Genomic DNA, 17,789 nt, shown 5'->3' with positions numbered 1-17,789 from the left:
GGGCCGTACCGCCTTCGAACTTCCATCGAAAGCGGAGGACCAGCCCATGACCACGACCAGCGACCTGCGCATCACCTCGTTCGAACCCCTGCCCACGCCCCGCGAGCTCATCGGTGAACAGCCGCTCGGCCCGGAGCGCGAGGCCCTGGTGGCGGCGAGCAGGAACGCCGTGCGCGACGTGCTCGCCGGCGACGACGACCGCCTGCTGCTCATCGTCGGCCCGTGCTCGGTGCACGACCCGGAGGCCGCGCTCGACTACGCCCGCCGCCTGGCCGCCGCCACCCGCGACCTCGGCGACGCCCTGTGCGTGGTCATGCGGGTGTACTTCGAGAAGCCGCGTACCACCATCGGCTGGAAGGGCCTGATCAACGACCCGGACATCGACGGCGGCCACGACGTCCAGCGCGGGCTGCGCCTGGCCAGGACGGTGCTGCTCGACGTGCTCGACACCGGGCTGCCGGTGGGCTGCGAGTTCCTTGAGCCCACCAGCCCGCAGTACATCGCCGACGCCGTCACCTGGGGCGCGATCGGCGCGCGCACGCCCGAGAGCCAGGTGCACCGCCAGCTCACCTCCGGCCTGTCCATGCCGGTCGGCTTCAAGAACGCCACCGACGGCGACGTGCAGGTGGCCATCGACGGCGTGAAGGCCGCCGCGCACCCGCAGGTGTTCTTCGGCATCGACGACGAGGGCCGGGCCGCGGTCGTCTCGACCACCGGCAACCCCGACTGCCACGTCATCCTGCGCGGCGGGCGCACCGGCCCCAACTACGACCCCCAGTCCATCGGCGACGCCCTCGCGCTGCTGGCCAAGGCCGGGCTGCCGGAGCGGCTGATCATCGACGCCAGCCACGGCAACAGCGGCAAGGACCACGTACGGCAGGCGGCCGTGGTGCGCGAGGTGGCCGGCCGCCTGGCGGCGGGGGAGAAGGGCATCGCGGGGCTGATGGTGGAGAGCTTCCTGGTGCCGGGACGGCAGGAGCCCGGCCCGGCCGAGGGCCTGACGTACGGGCAGAGCATCACCGACGCCTGCGTGGGCTGGGAGGAGACCGAGCGCCTGCTGGCCGAGCTGGCCGACGCCGTGCGCGCCGGCCGCGCCGCCGGCTGACGGCCTCCCGGCGGCCCCGAGGTGGCGGGCGGGCCGCCGGAGGCCCGGCGGGGCCGGTCAGGTCCGGCGGTCCAGCCGGAACGTCGGATGCCCCGGCGTGCCCGGCTGGGCGTCCAGCGACTTGTCGTCGAGGATGGGCGCGGCGTCCTCGGCCACGAAGACGCGCACGTCCCCCTGCTCGATGACCTGGTCCCCGGCGTACGGCGTGCTCGCCAGCGACACCTCCAAGGCGCCCGCCTCGTCCGGCTTGGCGGCGATCCGCAGGCCGGCGTGCGCGGGCACGTCCTCGCCGACCATCAGGTCACGGATCGCGACCACAGCGTTGTCAGTCAGAGTCAGCACGATGCGCTCCTTCTCGCTGGAGACCCCCCGCCTCCCCCGCGACCAGGGCGGCAAACGCGCCGGGCCGGGATGAGCGCCCGCCATGGGGGTAGCGGAGCGTCATGGCTGACAAGGACGCCGACAAGGACGCCGACAAGGACAAGGGCGTGCTGGACGCCCTGCTCGAACAGTGCGGCCAGACGTTCGCCGCGGAGGCGGGCATCCGGCTCGCCGACCGGCCGCGGCCGCTGTACCAGCTCCTCGTGCTGGCCACGCTGCTCAGCGCGCGCATCTCGTCCGGGGTGGCGGTGGCGGCGGCGCGCGAGCTGTTCGCCGCCGGGTACCGCACGCCGCGGGACATGGCGCGGGCGAGCTGGCAGGACCGCGTGGACGCCCTCGGCCGCGGCCACTACCGGCGTTACGACGAACGCACCTCGACAATGCTCGGCAGGGGCGCCGAGCTGCTGCTCGACCGGTGGAAGGGCGACCTGCGCAGGTTGCGCGACGAGGCAGGGGGCAACCCTGTGCGCATCGGCGAGCTGTTGCGGGAGTTCCCCGGCATCGGCCCGACCGGCGCCGACATCTTCCTGCGCGAGGTCCAGGGCGTGTGGCCGCAGGTCGCGCCGCACCTGGACGGCCGGGTCCTGGACGGCGCGGCCCGGCTCGGCCTGCCCCGCCAGGAGCGCGGCCTGGCCCGCCTGGCCGGCTCCGGCGACGAGCTGGCTCGCCTGTCGGCGGCGCTGGTCCGCGTGTCGACCAGCAAGAAGGCCGCCGACGAGGTGAGGTCGGCCGCAGCGGGGTGAGGGGGGACGCTCTGTTAGGTTCGGCTCATGGGTGAGTTTGTGAGCGTCGAGGTGGCCGACCAGATCGCCACGATCCGTCTTGACCGTCCGAAGATGAACGCGATCGACGTTCAGACGCAGCGGGAGCTCGTCGAGGCGGCGCTTCAGGTCGATGCCGACGACCAGGTGCAGGCGGTGATCCTCTACGGCGGCGAGCGGGTCTTCGCCGCCGGCGTGGACGTCAAGGAGATGGCCGACATGTCCTATGCCGACATGTCCGCCCACTCCCGCACGCTCCAGGCGTGCTTCACCACGGTGGCCCGCATCGGCAAGCCGGTCATCGCCGCCGTCACCGGCTACGCCCTGGGCGGCGGCTGCGAGCTGGCCCTGTGCGCCGACTTCCGGGTGGCCGGCGAGTCGGCCCGGCTCGGCCAGCCGGAGATCCTGCTCGGGCTCATCCCGGGCGCGGGCGGCACGCAGCGCCTGCCCCGGCTCGTCGGCCCGTCCCGCGCCAAGGATCTGATCTTCACCGGCCGGCACGTCCCCGCCGCCGAGGCCCTGGCCATCGGGCTGGTCGACCGGGTGGTGCCGGACGAGCAGGTCTACACGGCGGCCCTGGAGTGGGCGGCCACGTTCGTCGGCGGCCCGGCCGTGGCGCTGCGCGCCGCCAAGCAGGCCGTCGACCAGGGCGCCGAGGTCGACCTCGACTCCGGCCTGGAGATCGAGCGCCTGCACTTCTCCGGCCTGTTCGCCACCGACGACGCCAGGATCGGCATGCGGGCCTTCGCGGAGAAGGCCAAGGCCAAGTTCACCGGACGGTGACCGCCCGGCCGCCATACGAATGCGACCCTTTGGAGTAGGCCGTCCAAGGGGAAGCGGGTTTGCCAGTATGGTGGCGTTTCATGATGCGCGTCCCGGTCCCCGCCCGGCTGCGTAAAGCCGTGCGTTCGTGGTTCGACTCCCGTTACATCTCCGTCGCCGACCACCGGCAGGACATCCGGGACGCGCTCTGGGAGGTCCAGACCCTGCGCAGGGAGATGGCCACTTTGCAGGGCGAGGTCGAGCGGCTGCGGAACGCCCGCCCGCCGGCCGGGCCGGTGATCGACAAGGCCAGGGTCGACGACACGTACCGGCTGGCGCAGGAGACCGCGCAGGCCCTCGACGGCGTGCTCCAGAACGAGGTGCTCGTCTGGCAGGCCATCGACGACCTGCGGGCCCGCGTTCCCGAGGGGGGCCGGCCGTGCGCGTGACCTGGTCCGGCACCGAGCTGACCTTCCGTCTCGACCCCGAGGACGAGATCACCGGCAGGGCGGCCGACGACCATCCCGTCAAGCTGGCCACCAACTCCTGTTCGGTCGGCGGCGTGCCCGCCGACGCCCACCCCGACCTGTTCGCCGTGGCCGCCTGGACGATCGTGGCGCCCTGGACCAGGCGGCGGATCACGTTCGACCGGGCCGTCTCCGCCGAGGTGGCCGCGGCCCTGCACGACGGGTGGGGCATCGAGGCCGGGCCGGTCGGGGCCGAGCCGCGCCGGGCCGGGGACCGGCTCGCCCTCTCCTACAGCGGCGGCGCGGACTCCGTGGCCGCGGCGGCCATCCATCCGTCGGCGCCGTTCGTGCACTTCCGGCGGGTGCCGCATCCGCGGGTGCCCAACCGGTGGCCGCACTACCGCTCCGACGTGCTGGCCAAGCTGGCCGAGCGGACCGGCCGCGAGCTCACCACCGTCACCTCCGACCTGGAGTTCACGCTCGCCGAGCCGCGTCCGGGCTATCCGGAGCACCACGCCGTCGCGGCGGGGGCGCTCCTGCTGGCCGACCGGATGAACCTCGGTGGCCTGGGCTTCGGCTATGAACTCGGTTCACGCTGGCTCGGCGGTGACCGTTACTTGTTGCGGTTCACGCCTGACAACCCCATGTGGGCGCCGCACGGCGCGTGGGGCCGGCTGTTCGCCGCCGCAGGCGTGCACATCGTGCTCCCGGTCGGCGGGGTGAGTGAGGCCGTCACCATGCGGCTGGCCCTGAACTCCGAGCTCAAGGACCAGGTGCGCTGGTGCCTGCGCGGCACCGACGGCCCCTGCCGGACCTGCGGCAAGTGCCTGTACAAGGAGCTCATCCAGGCCGCCGTCGAGCGCCGTCCCCTGGACACGCCCCTCACCGCCGACCGTCCCGTGGCCCGCAAGTGGCTGCGGCCGCCGCCCTTCGGGGGCCAGGAGATGATCGAGTACGGCCTCGCCCGGATCCCCGGCGTCGAACGGTCCCTGTTCGCCAAGGCCCTCGACCACTTCGAGGCCACCGAGGAGTCCACGAGCTGGCTCGACCACTGCTACCCGCCGGCGATCGAGGAGATCCCCGAGCCGTGGCGGGCGGAGGCGGCCGCCTTCCTGACCTCCCAGGTCGGCCTCATGACCGAGGCCGAGGTACGGCGGGTGGAGACGTGGGGCGCGTGACCGTCCGCGGGACGGATCCGGCGAAGTGCGAGGAGTTGACTGCGTGAAGGTTTACCTGTCGGTGGACATGGAGGGCGTGACGGGGCTGACCGACCCCGAGGAGATGCACGCCGGCAAACGCGGCTACGACCGCGGCTGCGAGCTGATGACCGCCGACGCCAACGCCGCCGTCGAGGGCGCGTTCGCCGCGGGGGCCGGCTCGGTGCTGGTCAACGACGCCCACGGGTCCACCAAGAACCTGCGGATCGACCTCCTGGACCCGCGGGCGACCCTGATCCGGGGGCCGGGCAAGGCCCAGCGCATGGCCCAGGGGCTCGACGGCACGTTCCAGGCCGCGTGCTTCGTGGGCTACCACGCCAGGGCCGGCGTCCAGCACGGCGTGCTCAACCACACGTGGATGGGCAAGGAGATCCAGAACGTCTACCTCAACGGCGAGCTGTGCGGCGAGACCCGGCTGGTCGCGGCGTGCGCGGGCTTCCACGGCGTGCCGGTCGTGCTGGTGACCGGGGACGAGGCCGTCGGCGAGGAGGCGCGCGAGCTGCTCGGCGACGTCGAGACGGTCGCGGTGAAGAAGGGCATCGACAAGTTCTCGGCCGAGTTGCTGCCACCGAGCGTCGCCCAGGGGAAGATCCGTGAGGCCGCCGCTCGCGCGCTGTCCCGGTTGAGCGACTTCACGCCTTATCGGGTGGAGGCGCCGTACACGCTGGGGGTGGAGTGGAACTCGACCGCCATCGCGGCGGCGGTGGCGCTGGTGCCCGGCGTGAAGACGGCCGGCTCGCGGCACACCGAGTTCACCACCGACGACTTCCGCCAGATCATGGCGCTGCTCGGGATCTTCGCCACCATCGGCGGCCAGGTGGCCTGCGGCAGCGGGCCGTACGGCTGAGATGTCGGTAACTGCTGACTCAGGGAGCGGGTGACGGTGGAAGGCGCGGCGCTGACCCGGCGGGGGCTGCTCGTCGGGATCGGAGCGGTGGGTGGCGCGGGCGCCATGTACGCCGCCATGGGCGCGCTCGGGCTCGCCCCCTCGGAGCAGGACAAGGAGTTCGCCGCGCCGCGCCCCGGCGACTTCTCCCTGCGCGGCAAGGGCGCGGCCAAGGTGGTGATCCTCGGCGCGGGCGTGGCGGGGCTGACCGCCGCGTACGAGCTGGGCAAGGCCGGCTACGACTGCACCCTGCTCGAAGCCAGGGGCAGGGCCGGCGGCCGGAACCTGACGCTGCGCGGCGGCGACCGCCTGACCGAGCTGAACGGCCCGGCCCAGGACGTCAAGCTGGGCGAGGGCGTCTACTTCAACGCCGGGCCCGGCCGCATCGCCCCCTGGATGGTCACCCTCGACTACTGCAGGGAGCTGGGCGTCCCGATCGAGACGTTCGTCAACAACAACGCCTCGGCGTACGTCCACACCAACGGTAAGACCGTGCGGGCCCGCACCGCCCGAGCCGACATGTACGGATATGTCGCGGAATTGCTGGCCAAGGCCACAAATATCGGCGCGCTCGACAAGGCGATCACCGCCGACGACCGGCAGCGCCTGCTGGAGTTCCTCCGCCGGTTCGGCGACCTGGGCCCCAAGCTCGACTACGAGGGCTCACCCCGGCGCGGCTTCACCAAGTACCCGGCGCTCGACGGCGGCACCCCCATCCCGCCCCCCGGCACCCTCCACGACGTGCTGGCCGCCGCCACCGGCCGCGCCATCACCAACGACTTCGGCTACGACATGGCCACCCCGATGTTCCAGCCGGTCGGCGGCATGGACGCGATCGTCACCAAGCTGACCGAGGCCGTAGGGGCCGACCGGATCAGGACCGGCGCCAAGGTCACCAGGATCACCACCCTGGACGACGGCGTCGAGGTGACGTACGACGGCGGCAGCGTCAAGGCCGACTACTGCATCGCCACCCTCCCCCCGCACCTCCTCGCCAAGATCCCGCACAACCTCGGAGCGCCGGTCACCAGCGCCCTGAGCACCCCCATCCCGGTCGCCGCCGGCAAGATCGGCCTGGAGTACGGCAGGCGCTGGTGGGAGCTGGAGGACCGCATCTACGGCGGCGTCACCGAGACCGACCTGGACATCACCCACATCTGGTACCCCTCCCACGGCTACCACTCCGAACGCGGCCTGATCGTCGGGTACTACAACACCGAGCAGAACGCCGAGCTGTACGGCTCCCTCACCCCCGAGGACAGAAGGCGGAAGGCCCTCACCCAGGGCAGGAAGATCCACGGCGACAAGTACCGCCAGAACCTGCTGTCCAGCGTCTCGATCGCCTGGCACCGCCAGGAGCACATCCAGGGAGGCTGGATGTACTGGCCGTCCTTTGATTCGTCCTTCACTCTTCTGCAACGCCCCGCCGGAAGGGTCTACTTCGCGGGTGACTGGCTCACCCACTTGATCGCCTGGCAGGCAGGCGCCATGGAGTCGGCCCGCAGCGCCGTCACCCTGCTGCACCGGCGGGTGCTGCAGTCCACGTGACGTCGCACGCCACTTCCTCGACCGGCATAGGGTCGGTCAAGGAAGAGCGATCGAGGAGACGAGGATGACGTTGCACTGGGTGCCCGCGACCGGCCGCGCCGACCTGCTGGCCGATCCGGTGGCGTTCGCCGTGCCGGGCGTCGAGGGCGTCGAGGTGACGGAGATCGACCCCGACCTGGCCGACACGGCCGCGTTCTGCGAGCGCTACGGCGTACGGCTCGACGAGTCGGCCAACTGCGTGGTCGTGGCCGCCAGGCGCGGCGGCGAGACGCGTTACGCCGCCTGCATGGTGCTCGCGACGATGCGCGTCGACGTCAACGGCGTGGTGCGCAGACATCTCGACGCCCGCAAGGCGAGCTTCGCGCCGATGGCCGACGCGGTCGAGCTGACCGGCATGGAGTACGGCGGCATCACCCCGCTCGGGCTGCCCGGCGACTGGCCCGTCCTGGTCGACGTGCACGTCGCCGAACATCCCAGAGTGGTGATCGGCAGCGGCCTGCGCAGGTCGAAGCTCGCCGTGCCGGGCGCCGCGCTGGCCGGGCTGAAGGGCGCCGAGGTCCTGTCCCTGACGACCTGAAGGCCCCGAAGCCGAACTGAAGCCAATTCGAGACCGTTGGATGGGAAACCGATGAGGCCGTATCGGACGTTGTACGAGTGGGAATGTGGCCTCATGGTTCATCTCGTGGGCGGGGATTAAGCCGGTATGGTGCTTCATGCCATGAACGATGACCGACTAGGCCCTTACCGGCTGCTCAGGCGGCTCGGTGAAGGCGGGATGGGCGTTGTCCACCTCGCTGTCGACCCCCAGGGGCGACAGGTGGCGGTCAAGGTCCTGCGCGGAGAGGTCGCCGGTGACGAGGTCGCCAGGCGACGGCTTTCGCGTGAGGTCGAGACCATGCGCCGGGTCCGCAGCAAATTCATCGCAGAAGTGGTCGATGCGGACGTAACCGGTCATCGTCCCTACATCGTCACGCGTTACGTGCCCGGCCGTCCTCTCGACGAGATCGTCAAGGACGACGGGCCGCTCGACCTGCCCGCGCTGGTCCGGCTGGCCCACGGGGTGGCCTCCGCGCTGGCCGTCGTCCACTCCGTCGGCGTGATCCACCGCGACCTCAAGCCGGGCAACGTGCTGATCCTCGACGGCGAGCCCGTCCTGATCGACTTCGGCATCGCCCAGGCGGTCGACGCGACCAGGCTGACCCAGACCGGCATGTTCATCGGCACGCCCGGCTACCTCGCGCCCGAGATCATCGAGGGCCAGGAGGCCGGCCCCGAGGTCGACATCCACGCCTGGGCGGGCACGCTGCTCTACGCCGCCACCGGCCAGCCGCCCTTCGGCAAGGGCACGCTGGAGATGATCTTCTACAACATCACCGCCGGCAAGGCCGACATCAGCGGCGTGCCGGCCGAGCTGCAGCCGCTGCTCAAGGCGGGCTTCCAGCGCAACCCGGCCAAGCGGCCCAAGGCCGCCGACCTGGCCGAGCAGACGGCCCGGATGTTGCCGAGGCCGCCGCACGGCGTGCCCGACGAGATCTCCACCGTCCCCCGGCCCGACGCGCCCGACGACTACCCGACCAGGCGGCCGCCGTTCGTGGGGGAGAAGCCGTCCTACGACGTCTCCACGCCGCCGATGACGCCGCGCCGGCTGATCGACGGCCAGGAGCAGCCGGTCGCGCCGCCCGCCGACCCGCACTTCGTCTCGCTGCTGCCCAACCAGGCGGCCGGGCTGCCCAGCCAGGCGGCTCCGCTGCCCGGCGCCGGGCTGCCTGGCTCCGGGCTGCCCGGCGCCGTGCTGCCCGAACAGGGCGCGGCGCCGGCGGACCAGGGCGCGGGCGACCCGTGGCCGACCCGCCGGGTCTCGCCGGAGGAGCTGCGCCAGATCCAGCGCGAGGCCGGGCCCAGCCAGCCCTGGCCGCAGCAGCAGCCCCCGCTCCACCCCCAGCCGCAGTCACAGCCGCTGCCCCAGTCGCAGCCGCTGCCGCAGGTCAACCCGCACGAGGCCGACGTGCCCACCCGGCGCGTGCGCCCGGACTCGGCCGAGTTCGGCCGGCTCAGCTCCGGCCCCCAGCCGGTCGACCACGGCCGGCTCGGGTCCGGCGCGCAGCCGGTGGACCACGGCCGGTTCAACTCCGGCCAGGAAGCGGCCAACTACGGCCCGGTGCCCGTGCAGCCGCCGCCCTACATCCCGGCGCAGCCGCAGTACCCGCCGCAGGAGCCGCAGGCCGCTCGCGAGCCGTACCACCAGGGCGGGCGTCCGGCGCAGCCGCTGCAGCGCTCGAAGGCGTACGGGGTGGCGAGCGCCATGCTGCTCATCCTCATGATCGTGGCGGCGGTGACGGCCCCCGTCCTGGTGGCGGTGGTGGCGATCCCGATCGCCGTGCTGCTGCGCGCCGCCGACCTCGCCCAGCCGGCGCTCAGCGGGCGCAGGCCCGCCGGGTCCGCCGCCCTCGACGTGCTCAGGGTCTTCGCCCAGCCGCAGGCGCTGGCCAAGTCCGTGGGCATCACGGTCGCGCTCGTCCTGTACGCCCTGATCCTCGGCCTGCCGGTGACGCTGCTGCTCAGCGTGGTGGTCAAGATGAACTCGGCCAACGCCCTCGCGTGGGGGGCCGCGGTCGCGCTCTGGACCCTCTGCGCGGGGCCGGGCGTCGAGGGCCCGGGGCGGCAGATGCGCAGAACGCTCTCATCGCTCGTACCCTCTAGAACAGCGGCCATGGCGATGGCGGGAGTCCTGGCGGCGGGCGCCGCGCTCTCGCTGATCCTCGCCTACGGCACGTTCGGGGACACGCCAAGGGGGAGTGTATGGAGTCCACTGGACGTCACACCCGTGACAGAGCAACTCAGCAGCCTGAAGGGCGGCGGCTGAGCCGAGGAAGGTGGCGATGAGCATCCAAGCGCCGGAACGCCTCGGCCCCTACCGCATCGTCAGGAAGATCGGCGAGGGCGGCATGGGGGTCGTCCACCTGGGTCTCGACGGCGAGGGCCGCGAGGTCGCCATCAAGGTGCTCCACCCGCACGTGGCCGCCGACCTCAAGGCCCGCGACCGGCTCACCCGCGAGGTCGAGACCATGCGCCGGGTGCGCAGCCCGTACGTCGCCGAGGTCATCGACGCCGAGCTGGTGGGGGGCCAGCCCTACGTCGTGACCCGCTTCGCCCCCGGGCGCACGCTGGAGGAGACCGTGCTGACCGAGGGCGCCCTGGAGGCGCGGCAGGTCATCAGGCTGGCCCAGGGGCTGTGCCAGGCGCTGGTCGCCATCCACGCGGCCGACGTGATCCACCGCGACTTCAAGCCGTCCAACGTCATGCTGGTCGACGGCGAGCCGCTGGTCATCGACTTCGGCATCGCCCACCTGGTGAACGCGACCCGGCTGACCCAGACCGGCATGTTCGTCGGCACGCCCGGCTACCTGGCGCCCGAGATCATCCGCGACTCCGACATCACCCAGGCGGCCGACGTGCACGCGCTGGCCTCGACGGTGTTCTTCGCCGCCACGGGCGCGCCGCCGTTCGGCACCGGGACGTTCGAGGCCGTCTGCTTCAACATCATGGAGGGGCGGGCCCAGCTCGACCGGGCGCCCGCGTGGCTGCGCGGCTGGTTGTCGCGCGCGCTGCGGGTCGATCCCGCCGCCCGGCCGGGCGCGCAGGAGCTGCTGCGGATGGCCAGGGAGCTCGACCCGTCGGTGACCACGTTCAACGAGATCGAGGGCCCGACCGGCACCAAGCGCATCGGCAGCGGCACGCGCGCCATGGACACGTTCTCCGACCTGCTGCCGCCGGTCGACTACCGCAAGCCCGCGCCCCCGCCCCCGCCGCCGCCCGCGCGGCGGGAGGAGCGGCCGCCGCCCTACGTGCCCGCGCCGACCTCGGCGCGCCCGGTGCCGCGCACCGACCAGCGGGTGGCCGGCTACCCGGCGCCGCCGCCGCAACCACGCCCCTACACGCCGCCGCCCCAGCCGCGCGGCCACGTGCCGCCGGCGGAGCGGAAGAGGTACCTGTTCGGCGCCCAGGTGACCGGGTTGCTGCTGCTGGTCACGCTGGTTGCGCTGACCGTCATGATGCCCGTCGTCATGGGGGCGGTGGCCGTCGCGCTCGCGGTGGTGCTGCGCGTGGGCGAATACCTCTTCGGCGACATGGTCAAGCGGCGCCAGATCCGCGGCAGCAGCTCGGCCGACCCGCTGCTCGCGCTGGTCGGCACGCCGTGGGCGCTGGTCAAGGCCGCGCTGGTGACGCTGGTGCACGTGCCGCTCGCGCTGCTGTTCGGCGCGTGCGTGTGGGGGGCGCTCCACTGGGCCGGCGGCATGGGCACCAACCAGGCCGCCGCCTTCGCGGCCGGCGCGTTCGCCGGGGGCCTGTTCGTGCTGCCGGGCGGCGGCGCGCCGCGCAAGGCCGTGACCCGGACGCTCACCGGCGTGCTGCGCAGCCCCGGAGCCGCGCTCGTCGCGGTCGTCGCGGTGGGCACGGCGGCGCTGTTCGCGGCGATGTTCGCGCTCGGCCAGGACCCGGTCTGGACGCCCTGGCGGGCCCCGCAGAGCGTGATCGACGACCTGGCGAGCGACGCCAGGCAGAGCACCATCGGGCTGATCACCGGCCTGATCGAAAGTCTGCTCGACGGGCTGGGGTTGGGCTTCCTGACTCCGTGGTCGTGAGTGTCCCCCTCGGCCCGGCGGGGGAGAGATGAGGTATGAGCGAGCGCCTCGGCCCTTATGAGCTTCTCTCCAGGCTCGGCGCGGGCGGCTTCGGCGAGGTCCATCTGGCGCTCGACGTCCAGGGGCGCACGGTCGCGGTCAAGGTGCTGCATCCGCACGTCGCGGCCGACGCCCTCGCGCTCGGCAGGCTCGACCGCGAGGTGGAGACGATGCGCCGGGTCGGCGGGCCGCACGTCGCCGAGGTGCTCGACGCCTCGCTGGAGGGCCCCAGACCCTACCTGGTGACCCGTTACGTCCAGGGCCGCCCGCTCAGCGCCGTGCCGGTGCCCGTCGCCGAGCTGGGCCCCCTGGCCTCGGGGCTGGCCGACGCGCTGCTGGCCATGCACGAGTCCGGGGTGGTCCACCGCGACCTGAAGCCGGCCAACGTGATGATGAGCGAGGACGGCCCGGTCGTCATCGACTTCGGCATCGCCAGCGCGCTCGACTCGTTGTCGGTCACCGCGTCGGGCGCCGTGGTCGGCACGCCCGGCTACCTGGCGCCGGAGATCCTCGAAGGCGGGAGCGCGGGCGTCGAGGCCGACGTGTTCTCCTTCGGCGCGACGCTCGCCTACGCCGCGACCGGGCGGCAGCCGTACGGGCAGGGGCCGGCCTCGGCGGTGGCCTACCGGGTCGTGCACCACCCGCCCGACCTGGAGGGCGTGCCTGACTGGCTGGCGCCGCTGTTACGCGAGTGCCTGTCCACCGACCCCGCCGCCCGGCCCACGGCCGCGCAGATCTGCGCCCGGCTGGGCGTCGCCCCCGTCCCGCACGTACGGCAGACCGGCCCCCGTCCCTCGGCCCCGGTGGCGCGTCCCCGGCCGGCCGACGACATGAGCACGAGAGAGTGGCGGCCGGGCGACGGCCGTCGCAGGCCGGTCGAGGAGTCCAGGGCGCGGCACCGGGAGAAGGTGCGCAGGCGGTGGCTGATCGGCTCGGGCCTGTTCGTGTCGCTGCTGGCGGCGGCCGCCCGCGAGCCGCTGCCCGAGGTGGCGCTGTTCCTGCTGGCCGCCTACGTGCTGGCGGTGGTGAGCGACGCGGGGGTGGCGCTGCTCTCGCGCGGGCCGTACCGGCGCGGCCGGATGGTGGCCGACCTGGTGAGCGTGGCGGGGGCGGTGGGGCTGTGCTTCGGGCTCGCCGCGGTGTTCAGCACGTTCACCCTGGCCCTGTTCGCGGGTACGGCCCTGGTGGTGGGCATCGTGTTCCTGTTGTCCGCCTGATTTCCCCTGGGGGCGATCGGAACGTACCGAATAAAGTTCGGTATGGTGGGAAGGGTAGGGGCTTGACGCGGGAACCGCCGGTTTGCGCGTAAGCTACCCACGGGTAACATGACCGCGGGAGCCAGGGCACGACTCTGACCCACCCCGTGTCAGGAGCCCGTCGGGAACCTGGCAGTCTGGTCAGCATTGCATTCGGCGCCTATCGCAGCGACGCGGTGGGCGCACGCGAACACGGGAGGTCGGCCACCGGCCATGAACATCGTCGTCTGCGTGAAGCAGGTCCCCGATACGGCGACCGAGCGCAAGCTGCGGTCCGATGACAACACGCTCGATCGTGACGCCGTCGACGGCGTGGTCAACGAGCTTGACGAGTACGCGGTCGAGGAGGCGCTGAAGCTCAAGGAGGCGCATGGTGGCGAGGTCACCGTGCTCACCATGGGCCCGGGCAAGGCCACCGAGACCATCCGCAAGGCCCTGGCGATGGGCGCCGACAAGGCGGTCCACCTGAGCGACGACGCGCTGCACGGCTCCGACGCGTTGTCCACCTCGTACGCGATGGCCCAGGTGCTCAAGAAGATCGGGTTCGACCTGGTCGTCCTGGGCTCGGAGTCGACCGACGCCCGCACCGGCGTGCTGGCCGCGATGCTGGCCGAGCGCCTGGGCACGGCCCAGCTCACCCTGGCCAACAAGGTCGAGATCGAGGGCTCCTCGATCAGCGTCCAGCGCATCACCGACTACGGCTTCGACAAGGTCCAGGCCTCGCTGCCGGCCGTCGTGTCCGTGGTCGAGAAGATCAACGAGCCGCGTTACCCGTCCTTCAAGGGCATCATGGCGGCCAAGAAGAAGCCGGTCGAGACGCTGGCCATCGCCGACGCCGAGATCGACGCCGCCCAGGTGGGCCTGGGCGCGGCCTGGTCCGAGGTGGTCGACTTCGCCGCCGCGCCGCCGCGCGCCGCCGGCACGATCGTCAAGGACGAGGGCGACGGAGGCTCGAAGGCCGCCGACTTCCTCGCCTCCAAGAAGTTCATCTGAGAACGGGGGTTTTACTGATATGTCGGAGATTCTCGTTCTCGTGGAGCAGGTCGACGGCGAGGTCAAGAAGGTCACGCTCGAACTGCTGACCCTGGCCCGCTCGCTCGGCACGCCCGCCGCCGTCTGGGCCGGCCCCGGCCTCGGCGACGCCGCCAAGGCCAAGCTGGCCGAGTACGGCGCCGAGACGATCTACAACGCCGGCTCCGCCGACATCGTCGACCACGTGGTGGCGCCCAAGGCCGAGCTGCTGGCCCAGCTCGTCGCCGAGAAGTCGCCCGCCGCGGTGCTCGTGGCCGCCACGGCCGAGGGCAAGGAGGTCGCCGGTCGGCTGGCCGTCAAGACCGACTCCGGCGTCATCACCGACGCCGTGGGCCTGTCCGAGGGCTTCGTGGCCGACCAGTCGATCTTCGGTGGCGGCGTCAACGTGCACTCCAAGGTGCGCAGGGGCACCCCGATCGTCGCCGTACGCCCGAACTCGACGGCCCCGCAGGCCGCCGCGGGCGCCGGCGCCGTCGAGGAGGTGTCGGTCGCGCTGAGCGAGGCGGCCAAGGCCGCCCGCATCGTCGAGCGCGTCAAGCAGGAGAAGGGCGCCAGGCCCGAGCTGACCGAGGCCGCGATCGTGGTCTCCGGCGGCCGGGGCGTGGGCTCCGCCGAGAACTTCTCCGTCATCGAGGGCCTGGCCGACACGCTGGGCGCGGCCGTCGGCGCCTCGCGCGCCGCCACGGACGCCGGCTGGTACCCCCACCAGTTCCAGGTGGGCCAGACGGGCAAGACGGTCTCGCCGCAGCTCTACATCGCGGCCGGGATCTCCGGCGCCATCCAGCACCGGGCCGGCATGCAGACCGCGAAGACCATCGTCGCGATCAACAAGGACCCCGAGGCGCCGATCTTCGAGCTCGCCGACTACGGGGTCGTGGGTGACCTGCACCAGGTCGTCCCGCAGCTCACCGAAGAGATCAGCAAGCGCAAGTAGCGTCAGGGATCATCGGCGCGCACAGCGCCGGTCGGAGGCGGCGCCGCACGACGTGCGGCGCCGCCTCCGCCGTCTCAGGCGGACGCGGCGGGCGCGGTCCGGGCGCCGGCCGCCTTCAGCGCCCATCCGGCCAGGACGCCGGCCAGCAGGGCGAAGCCGTGCAGGTCCAGCAGCGCGCACAGGACGACGGCGGCCGCCGCGGCGACCGCGGGGAACAGCGGCGCGGGGACCCGGTCGCGCTGCGCCACGAGCTGGAAGCCGTCCCCAGCCTACGCGGCGACCTTCACCGGCTCCCGCACCGGAACGGCTGCGAACACCGGCGCCTCCCGCCTGGGCAGGAACCGCGACGCCACGGCGATCAGCACGCCCAGGAGGACCGCGATGCCGAGCGCGCCGCGCAGCGAGGTGGCGTCCGACAGGAAGCCGATCACCACCGGGCCGAGCAGCAGGCCCGCGTAGCCCATGGCGCCCGCCTGGGCGATGGCCGGTCCGGGTGCGTCGGTCGCGGTGCCCGCCAGGGACAGCGTCAGCGGCGCGATCGTCGCCACGCCGAGCCCGACGAAGAACATCGCCAGCACCGCCACCAGCGCCGCCGGAGCCATCAGCACGACCGTGAAGAACCCGGCCGTGGCCACGCCGGACACGCCCAGCATGCCGCGCACCCCGAACCGGGAGCGCAGCCGGTCACCGGTGAGCCTGGCCAGCAGCATGCCGGCCTCGAACACCGGGTAGCCGAGCGCGGCCAGCGCCTCGGGCGCGCCGAGCTCGTTGCGCATGTACAGGCCGTTCCAGTCGGCGACCACGCCCTCGACCATGAAGGCGAAGAACATGATCGCGCCGAGCAGGTAGACGATCGCCGGCATGCGGTGCCGGGCCGTGCGCGCCGCCTCCGTGGCCGGGGCCTCCGGCAGGTACGTACGGCCGATCAGCAGCGCGACCGGCAGCGAGACCAGGGCGACCAGCGCCAGGTTGGCGGTGAACGACAGGCCGGCGGCGATCGACAGGCTGCCCAGCGCGCCCGCCGAGATGGCGCCCACGCACCAGCCGGCGTGCATGCCGTTCATCAGCGGGCGGCCGTACGCCTGCTCGACGGTGGAGCCCTGGGCGTTCATGGCGACGTCCACGGTGCCGAAGGCCATGCCGAAGAACGTGGCGGCCACGATCAGGAGGGGCAGGTTCGGGGCGAAGGCGACGGCCAGCAGGCCGACCGCGGTGAGTGGGGCGCCGATCCGCAGAACCGCCCTGCTGCCCGCGCGGGCCATGATCCGTCGCATGGACTGCATGGTCACGAGGGCCCCGAGGCCCCATGCGAGGAGCACCGCGCCGACCGTGGACTCGGACAGGCCGAGTTTGTCGGTCAGGGCGGGGATGCGCACGGTCATCGTGCCCACCATCAGGCCGCCGAGGACGAAGGTGAGGATCGCCCCGTAGCGGGCCGTCCTCAGGTCGCGGGTCATAAGGCACACCTCTCAGAAACTCGTTATTTCGCCACAAATCAGGCGCTCCCATGGGGGAGCGCCCAGGAAATCCGGGGGGATGAACACTCGAAGGGACAGAACCACCAACCACCACGCGTCCGGCCCGCCGCCGCGGCCCGTCCGGCGCGCCTGCCGAGTGCCCGGCTGTGCGGGGGCAGGGCGGCTCAAGCTGTTGACGGGCTGCTGGCCGGGGTCGGCCTTGGGTGGGTTGAGGCGGTCGGGGCCCTTGGACGGGCCAAGGCGCGGTTGAGGGCGCGGGTGGGTGTCGAGCGGTGGTGTCGGTGAGCGGGTGGCCGGGCGGCGCCGGTCCGGGGTCAGCTCGTGCTGCTCGGTGGGCGACCCGGGCGCTCGATCGTGGCCCGCGTCATGACCGGACGGCCGGCCCTGCCGGGCTGACGGCCAGGCCGGTCGGCTCTCGCCGCTCGGCCGCCGCCCGCGTCCTCCGGCCTACCGTCTGCCTGACGGGGGCCTGCGCGTCCGGCCTGCCCAGCCCGTACGGAACGGTCTGACGGGGACGGCGGGCGCCGCCGGGGCGCTCGGTCTGGACGGGAAGCGGGCGAAGGCCGCGGGACAGGGGGCGTGGGAGCACGGGATCGTCATCGCGAGACCGCCCTCCCATCCGTTCCGGTCCATCACAGAAAGCCGCGGAGAACCGCGGAAAGCTCCGTGATCGAAGCTCCGACACCTGAACCGCGAGTGACCCCGGCACATTCCCGGGACCATGGTGACTCCCGACACACCGGAGCCAGCCGGTTCAGCCGGGTTTGAGCAGCGCTCTCAGCCGGGCTTCGAGGGCACGCAGGTCCGCCTCCGAGTTGAGCTGCGGGTCGTGGCTGGCCACGTCCCACAACCCTTCGCAGGCCAGCCGCACGATCTGGGCGGCCAGCGGGTCGGGCTCGTCGCCCAGCCCTTCCCGGTGCCATCGCGACATCGCCTCTCGCAGCGGCGCGAGCAGGAAGAGGTTCCCCGACGCGCCCGTCACGACCGCCCATCGTCGCAGCCGCCCCGAGCGCACGGCGATCAGCGTGGCGCCGAGGTACCGCTCGGTGTACGTGCCGTCCGGCTGCGCGGCCATCAGGTCGTCGAACTCTTCGATCAGCCGTTCGACCATGCCCTTGATCAGGGCCTCTTTGGTGCCGAAGTGGTAAAGAAGACCGCCTTTGCTCACCCCGGCCCGGTCGGCTACGGCGGACAGCGTCAGCGCGGCCGACCCCTGGTCGCACAGGAGGTCTTCCGCCGCGTCCAACAGCTCGTCCCTTCGCATGCCTCAACTGTACCGT

17 protein-coding genes are annotated in these 17,789 nt (G+C 72.6%); 13 read left to right on the top strand and 4 right to left on the bottom strand.

What is annotated here, in order from left to right; translation table 11 throughout:
• The first annotated feature begins 46 nt into the window (after positions 1–46).
• Positions 47–1,105, top strand: coding sequence for a 3-deoxy-7-phosphoheptulonate synthase (locus ACFYUV_RS22880; RefSeq protein ID WP_387671125.1), 1,059 nt, complete (start codon positions 47–49; stop codon positions 1,103–1,105).
• Positions 1,106–1,162: 57 nt separating this feature from the next.
• On the opposite strand, the gene ACFYUV_RS22875 is transcribed toward ACFYUV_RS22880, so the two are convergent.
• Positions 1,163–1,447 carry a Fe-S cluster assembly protein HesB gene (locus ACFYUV_RS22875; RefSeq protein ID WP_352328823.1) on the bottom strand — a complete coding sequence of 95 codons (285 nt, stop codon included), beginning with the start codon at positions 1,445–1,447 and terminating at the stop codon, positions 1,163–1,165.
• 101 nt (positions 1,448–1,548) lie between these two features.
• On the opposite strand from ACFYUV_RS22875, the gene ACFYUV_RS22870 reads away from it, so the two are divergent.
• From ACFYUV_RS22870 to ACFYUV_RS22815, 12 genes are all read left to right on the top strand, one after another.
• On the top strand, positions 1,549–2,229 hold the full coding sequence (locus ACFYUV_RS22870) for an endonuclease (protein WP_387671123.1): 681 nt from the start codon (positions 1,549–1,551) through the stop codon (positions 2,227–2,229).
• 27 nt (positions 2,230–2,256) lie between these two features.
• Positions 2,257–3,030: an enoyl-CoA hydratase-related protein gene (locus tag ACFYUV_RS22865; RefSeq protein ID WP_352328820.1), complete on the top strand. Its 774-nt coding sequence runs from the start codon at positions 2,257–2,259 to the stop codon at positions 3,028–3,030.
• 80 nt (positions 3,031–3,110) lie between these two features.
• Positions 3,111–3,458, top strand: a complete 348-nt coding sequence (locus tag ACFYUV_RS22860) for a hypothetical protein (RefSeq protein ID WP_352352245.1) — start codon at positions 3,111–3,113, stop codon at positions 3,456–3,458.
• Positions 3,449–4,654 (top strand): DUF6395 domain-containing protein, encoded by a 1,206-nt coding sequence (locus ACFYUV_RS22855; RefSeq protein WP_387671121.1) that lies wholly within the window; start codon positions 3,449–3,451, stop codon positions 4,652–4,654. The genes ACFYUV_RS22860 and ACFYUV_RS22855 overlap by 10 nt, the downstream gene beginning before the upstream one ends.
• 43 nt (positions 4,655–4,697) lie before the next feature.
• On the top strand, positions 4,698–5,540 hold the full coding sequence (locus ACFYUV_RS22850) for a M55 family metallopeptidase (RefSeq protein ID WP_387671119.1): 843 nt from the start codon (positions 4,698–4,700) through the stop codon (positions 5,538–5,540).
• A 30-nt stretch (positions 5,541–5,570) separates the two neighbouring features.
• A complete protein-coding gene (locus tag ACFYUV_RS22845) occupies positions 5,571–7,127 on the top strand; it encodes a flavin monoamine oxidase family protein (RefSeq protein ID WP_387671117.1) in 1,557 nt (518 codons plus the stop codon).
• A gap of 64 nt (positions 7,128–7,191) precedes the next feature.
• Positions 7,192–7,704, top strand: a complete 513-nt coding sequence (locus ACFYUV_RS22840; protein ID WP_387671115.1) for a YbaK/EbsC family protein — start codon at positions 7,192–7,194, stop codon at positions 7,702–7,704.
• Positions 7,705–7,830: 126 nt separating this feature from the next.
• On the top strand, positions 7,831–9,990 hold the full coding sequence (locus ACFYUV_RS22835) for a serine/threonine-protein kinase (RefSeq protein WP_387671113.1): 2,160 nt from the start codon (positions 7,831–7,833) through the stop codon (positions 9,988–9,990).
• 16 nt (positions 9,991–10,006) lie between these two features.
• Positions 10,007–11,770, top strand: a complete 1,764-nt coding sequence (locus tag ACFYUV_RS22830; RefSeq protein WP_387671111.1) for a serine/threonine-protein kinase — start codon at positions 10,007–10,009, stop codon at positions 11,768–11,770.
• Positions 11,771–11,805: 35 nt separating this feature from the next.
• Positions 11,806–13,026 (top strand): serine/threonine-protein kinase, encoded by a 1,221-nt coding sequence (locus ACFYUV_RS22825; protein ID WP_387671109.1) that lies wholly within the window; start codon positions 11,806–11,808, stop codon positions 13,024–13,026.
• Between the two features lie 252 nt (positions 13,027–13,278).
• Complete coding sequence (locus tag ACFYUV_RS22820; protein WP_352329623.1) at positions 13,279–14,058, top strand: electron transfer flavoprotein subunit beta/FixA family protein; 780 nt, start codon at positions 13,279–13,281, stop codon at positions 14,056–14,058.
• 19 nt (positions 14,059–14,077) lie between these two features.
• The gene (locus ACFYUV_RS22815; protein WP_358288707.1) at positions 14,078–15,031 is read left to right on the top strand and encodes an electron transfer flavoprotein subunit alpha/FixB family protein; all 954 of its coding nucleotides are present in this window, start codon (positions 14,078–14,080) and stop codon (positions 15,029–15,031) included.
• A gap of 74 nt (positions 15,032–15,105) precedes the next feature.
• Here the strand turns inward: ACFYUV_RS22815 and ACFYUV_RS22810 are convergent, their stop codons facing one another.
• The 3 genes from ACFYUV_RS22810 to ACFYUV_RS22800 all read right to left on the bottom strand — a co-directional run bounded on the left by ACFYUV_RS22810 (position 15,106) and on the right by ACFYUV_RS22800 (position 17,773).
• Entirely contained in the window at positions 15,106–15,279 is a 174-nt protein-coding gene (locus ACFYUV_RS22810; protein ID WP_387671107.1) for a hypothetical protein, read from the bottom strand.
• 21 nt (positions 15,280–15,300) lie between these two features.
• On the bottom strand, positions 15,301–16,488 hold the full coding sequence (locus ACFYUV_RS22805) for an MFS transporter (protein WP_387671105.1): 1,188 nt from the start codon (positions 16,486–16,488) through the stop codon (positions 15,301–15,303).
• A 775-nt stretch (positions 16,489–17,263) separates the two neighbouring features.
• Complete coding sequence (locus tag ACFYUV_RS22800; protein ID WP_352318933.1) at positions 17,264–17,773, bottom strand: TetR/AcrR family transcriptional regulator; 510 nt, start codon at positions 17,771–17,773, stop codon at positions 17,264–17,266.
• Between the last annotated feature and the right edge of the window lie 16 nt (positions 17,774–17,789).

Source organism: Nonomuraea sp. NPDC003560, from assembly GCF_042878785.1.
GTDB lineage: Bacteria > Actinomycetota > Actinomycetes > Streptosporangiales > Streptosporangiaceae > Nonomuraea.
The sequence above is the reverse complement of the archived record's forward strand: the minus strand, read 5'-3'. Positions and strand labels throughout refer to the sequence as shown.

Bases quoted from the DNA above. Each gene is read 5' to 3' on its own strand.
- ACFYUV_RS22880 (WP_387671125.1), top strand. From the start codon at position 47: ATGACCACGACCAGCGACCTGCGCATCACCTCGTTCGAACCCCTGCCC.
- ACFYUV_RS22870 (WP_387671123.1), top strand. From the start codon at position 1,549: ATGGCTGACAAGGACGCCGACAAGGACGCCGACAAGGACAAGGGCGTG.
- ACFYUV_RS22865 (WP_352328820.1), top strand. From the start codon at position 2,257: ATGGGTGAGTTTGTGAGCGTCGAGGTGGCCGACCAGATCGCCACGATC.
- ACFYUV_RS22860 (WP_352352245.1), top strand. From the start codon at position 3,111: ATGATGCGCGTCCCGGTCCCCGCCCGGCTGCGTAAAGCCGTGCGTTCG.
- ACFYUV_RS22840 (WP_387671115.1), top strand. From the start codon at position 7,192: ATGACGTTGCACTGGGTGCCCGCGACCGGCCGCGCCGACCTGCTGGCC.
- ACFYUV_RS22835 (WP_387671113.1), top strand. From the start codon at position 7,831: ATGGTGCTTCATGCCATGAACGATGACCGACTAGGCCCTTACCGGCTG.
- ACFYUV_RS22830 (WP_387671111.1), top strand. From the start codon at position 10,007: ATGAGCATCCAAGCGCCGGAACGCCTCGGCCCCTACCGCATCGTCAGG.
- ACFYUV_RS22825 (WP_387671109.1), top strand. From the start codon at position 11,806: ATGAGCGAGCGCCTCGGCCCTTATGAGCTTCTCTCCAGGCTCGGCGCG.
- ACFYUV_RS22820 (WP_352329623.1), top strand. From the start codon at position 13,279: ATGAACATCGTCGTCTGCGTGAAGCAGGTCCCCGATACGGCGACCGAG.
- ACFYUV_RS22815 (WP_358288707.1), top strand. From the start codon at position 14,078: ATGTCGGAGATTCTCGTTCTCGTGGAGCAGGTCGACGGCGAGGTCAAG.
- ACFYUV_RS22805 (WP_387671105.1), bottom strand. From the start codon at position 16,488: ATGACCCGCGACCTGAGGACGGCCCGCTACGGGGCGATCCTCACCTTC.
- ACFYUV_RS22800 (WP_352318933.1), bottom strand. From the start codon at position 17,773: ATGCGAAGGGACGAGCTGTTGGACGCGGCGGAAGACCTCCTGTGCGAC.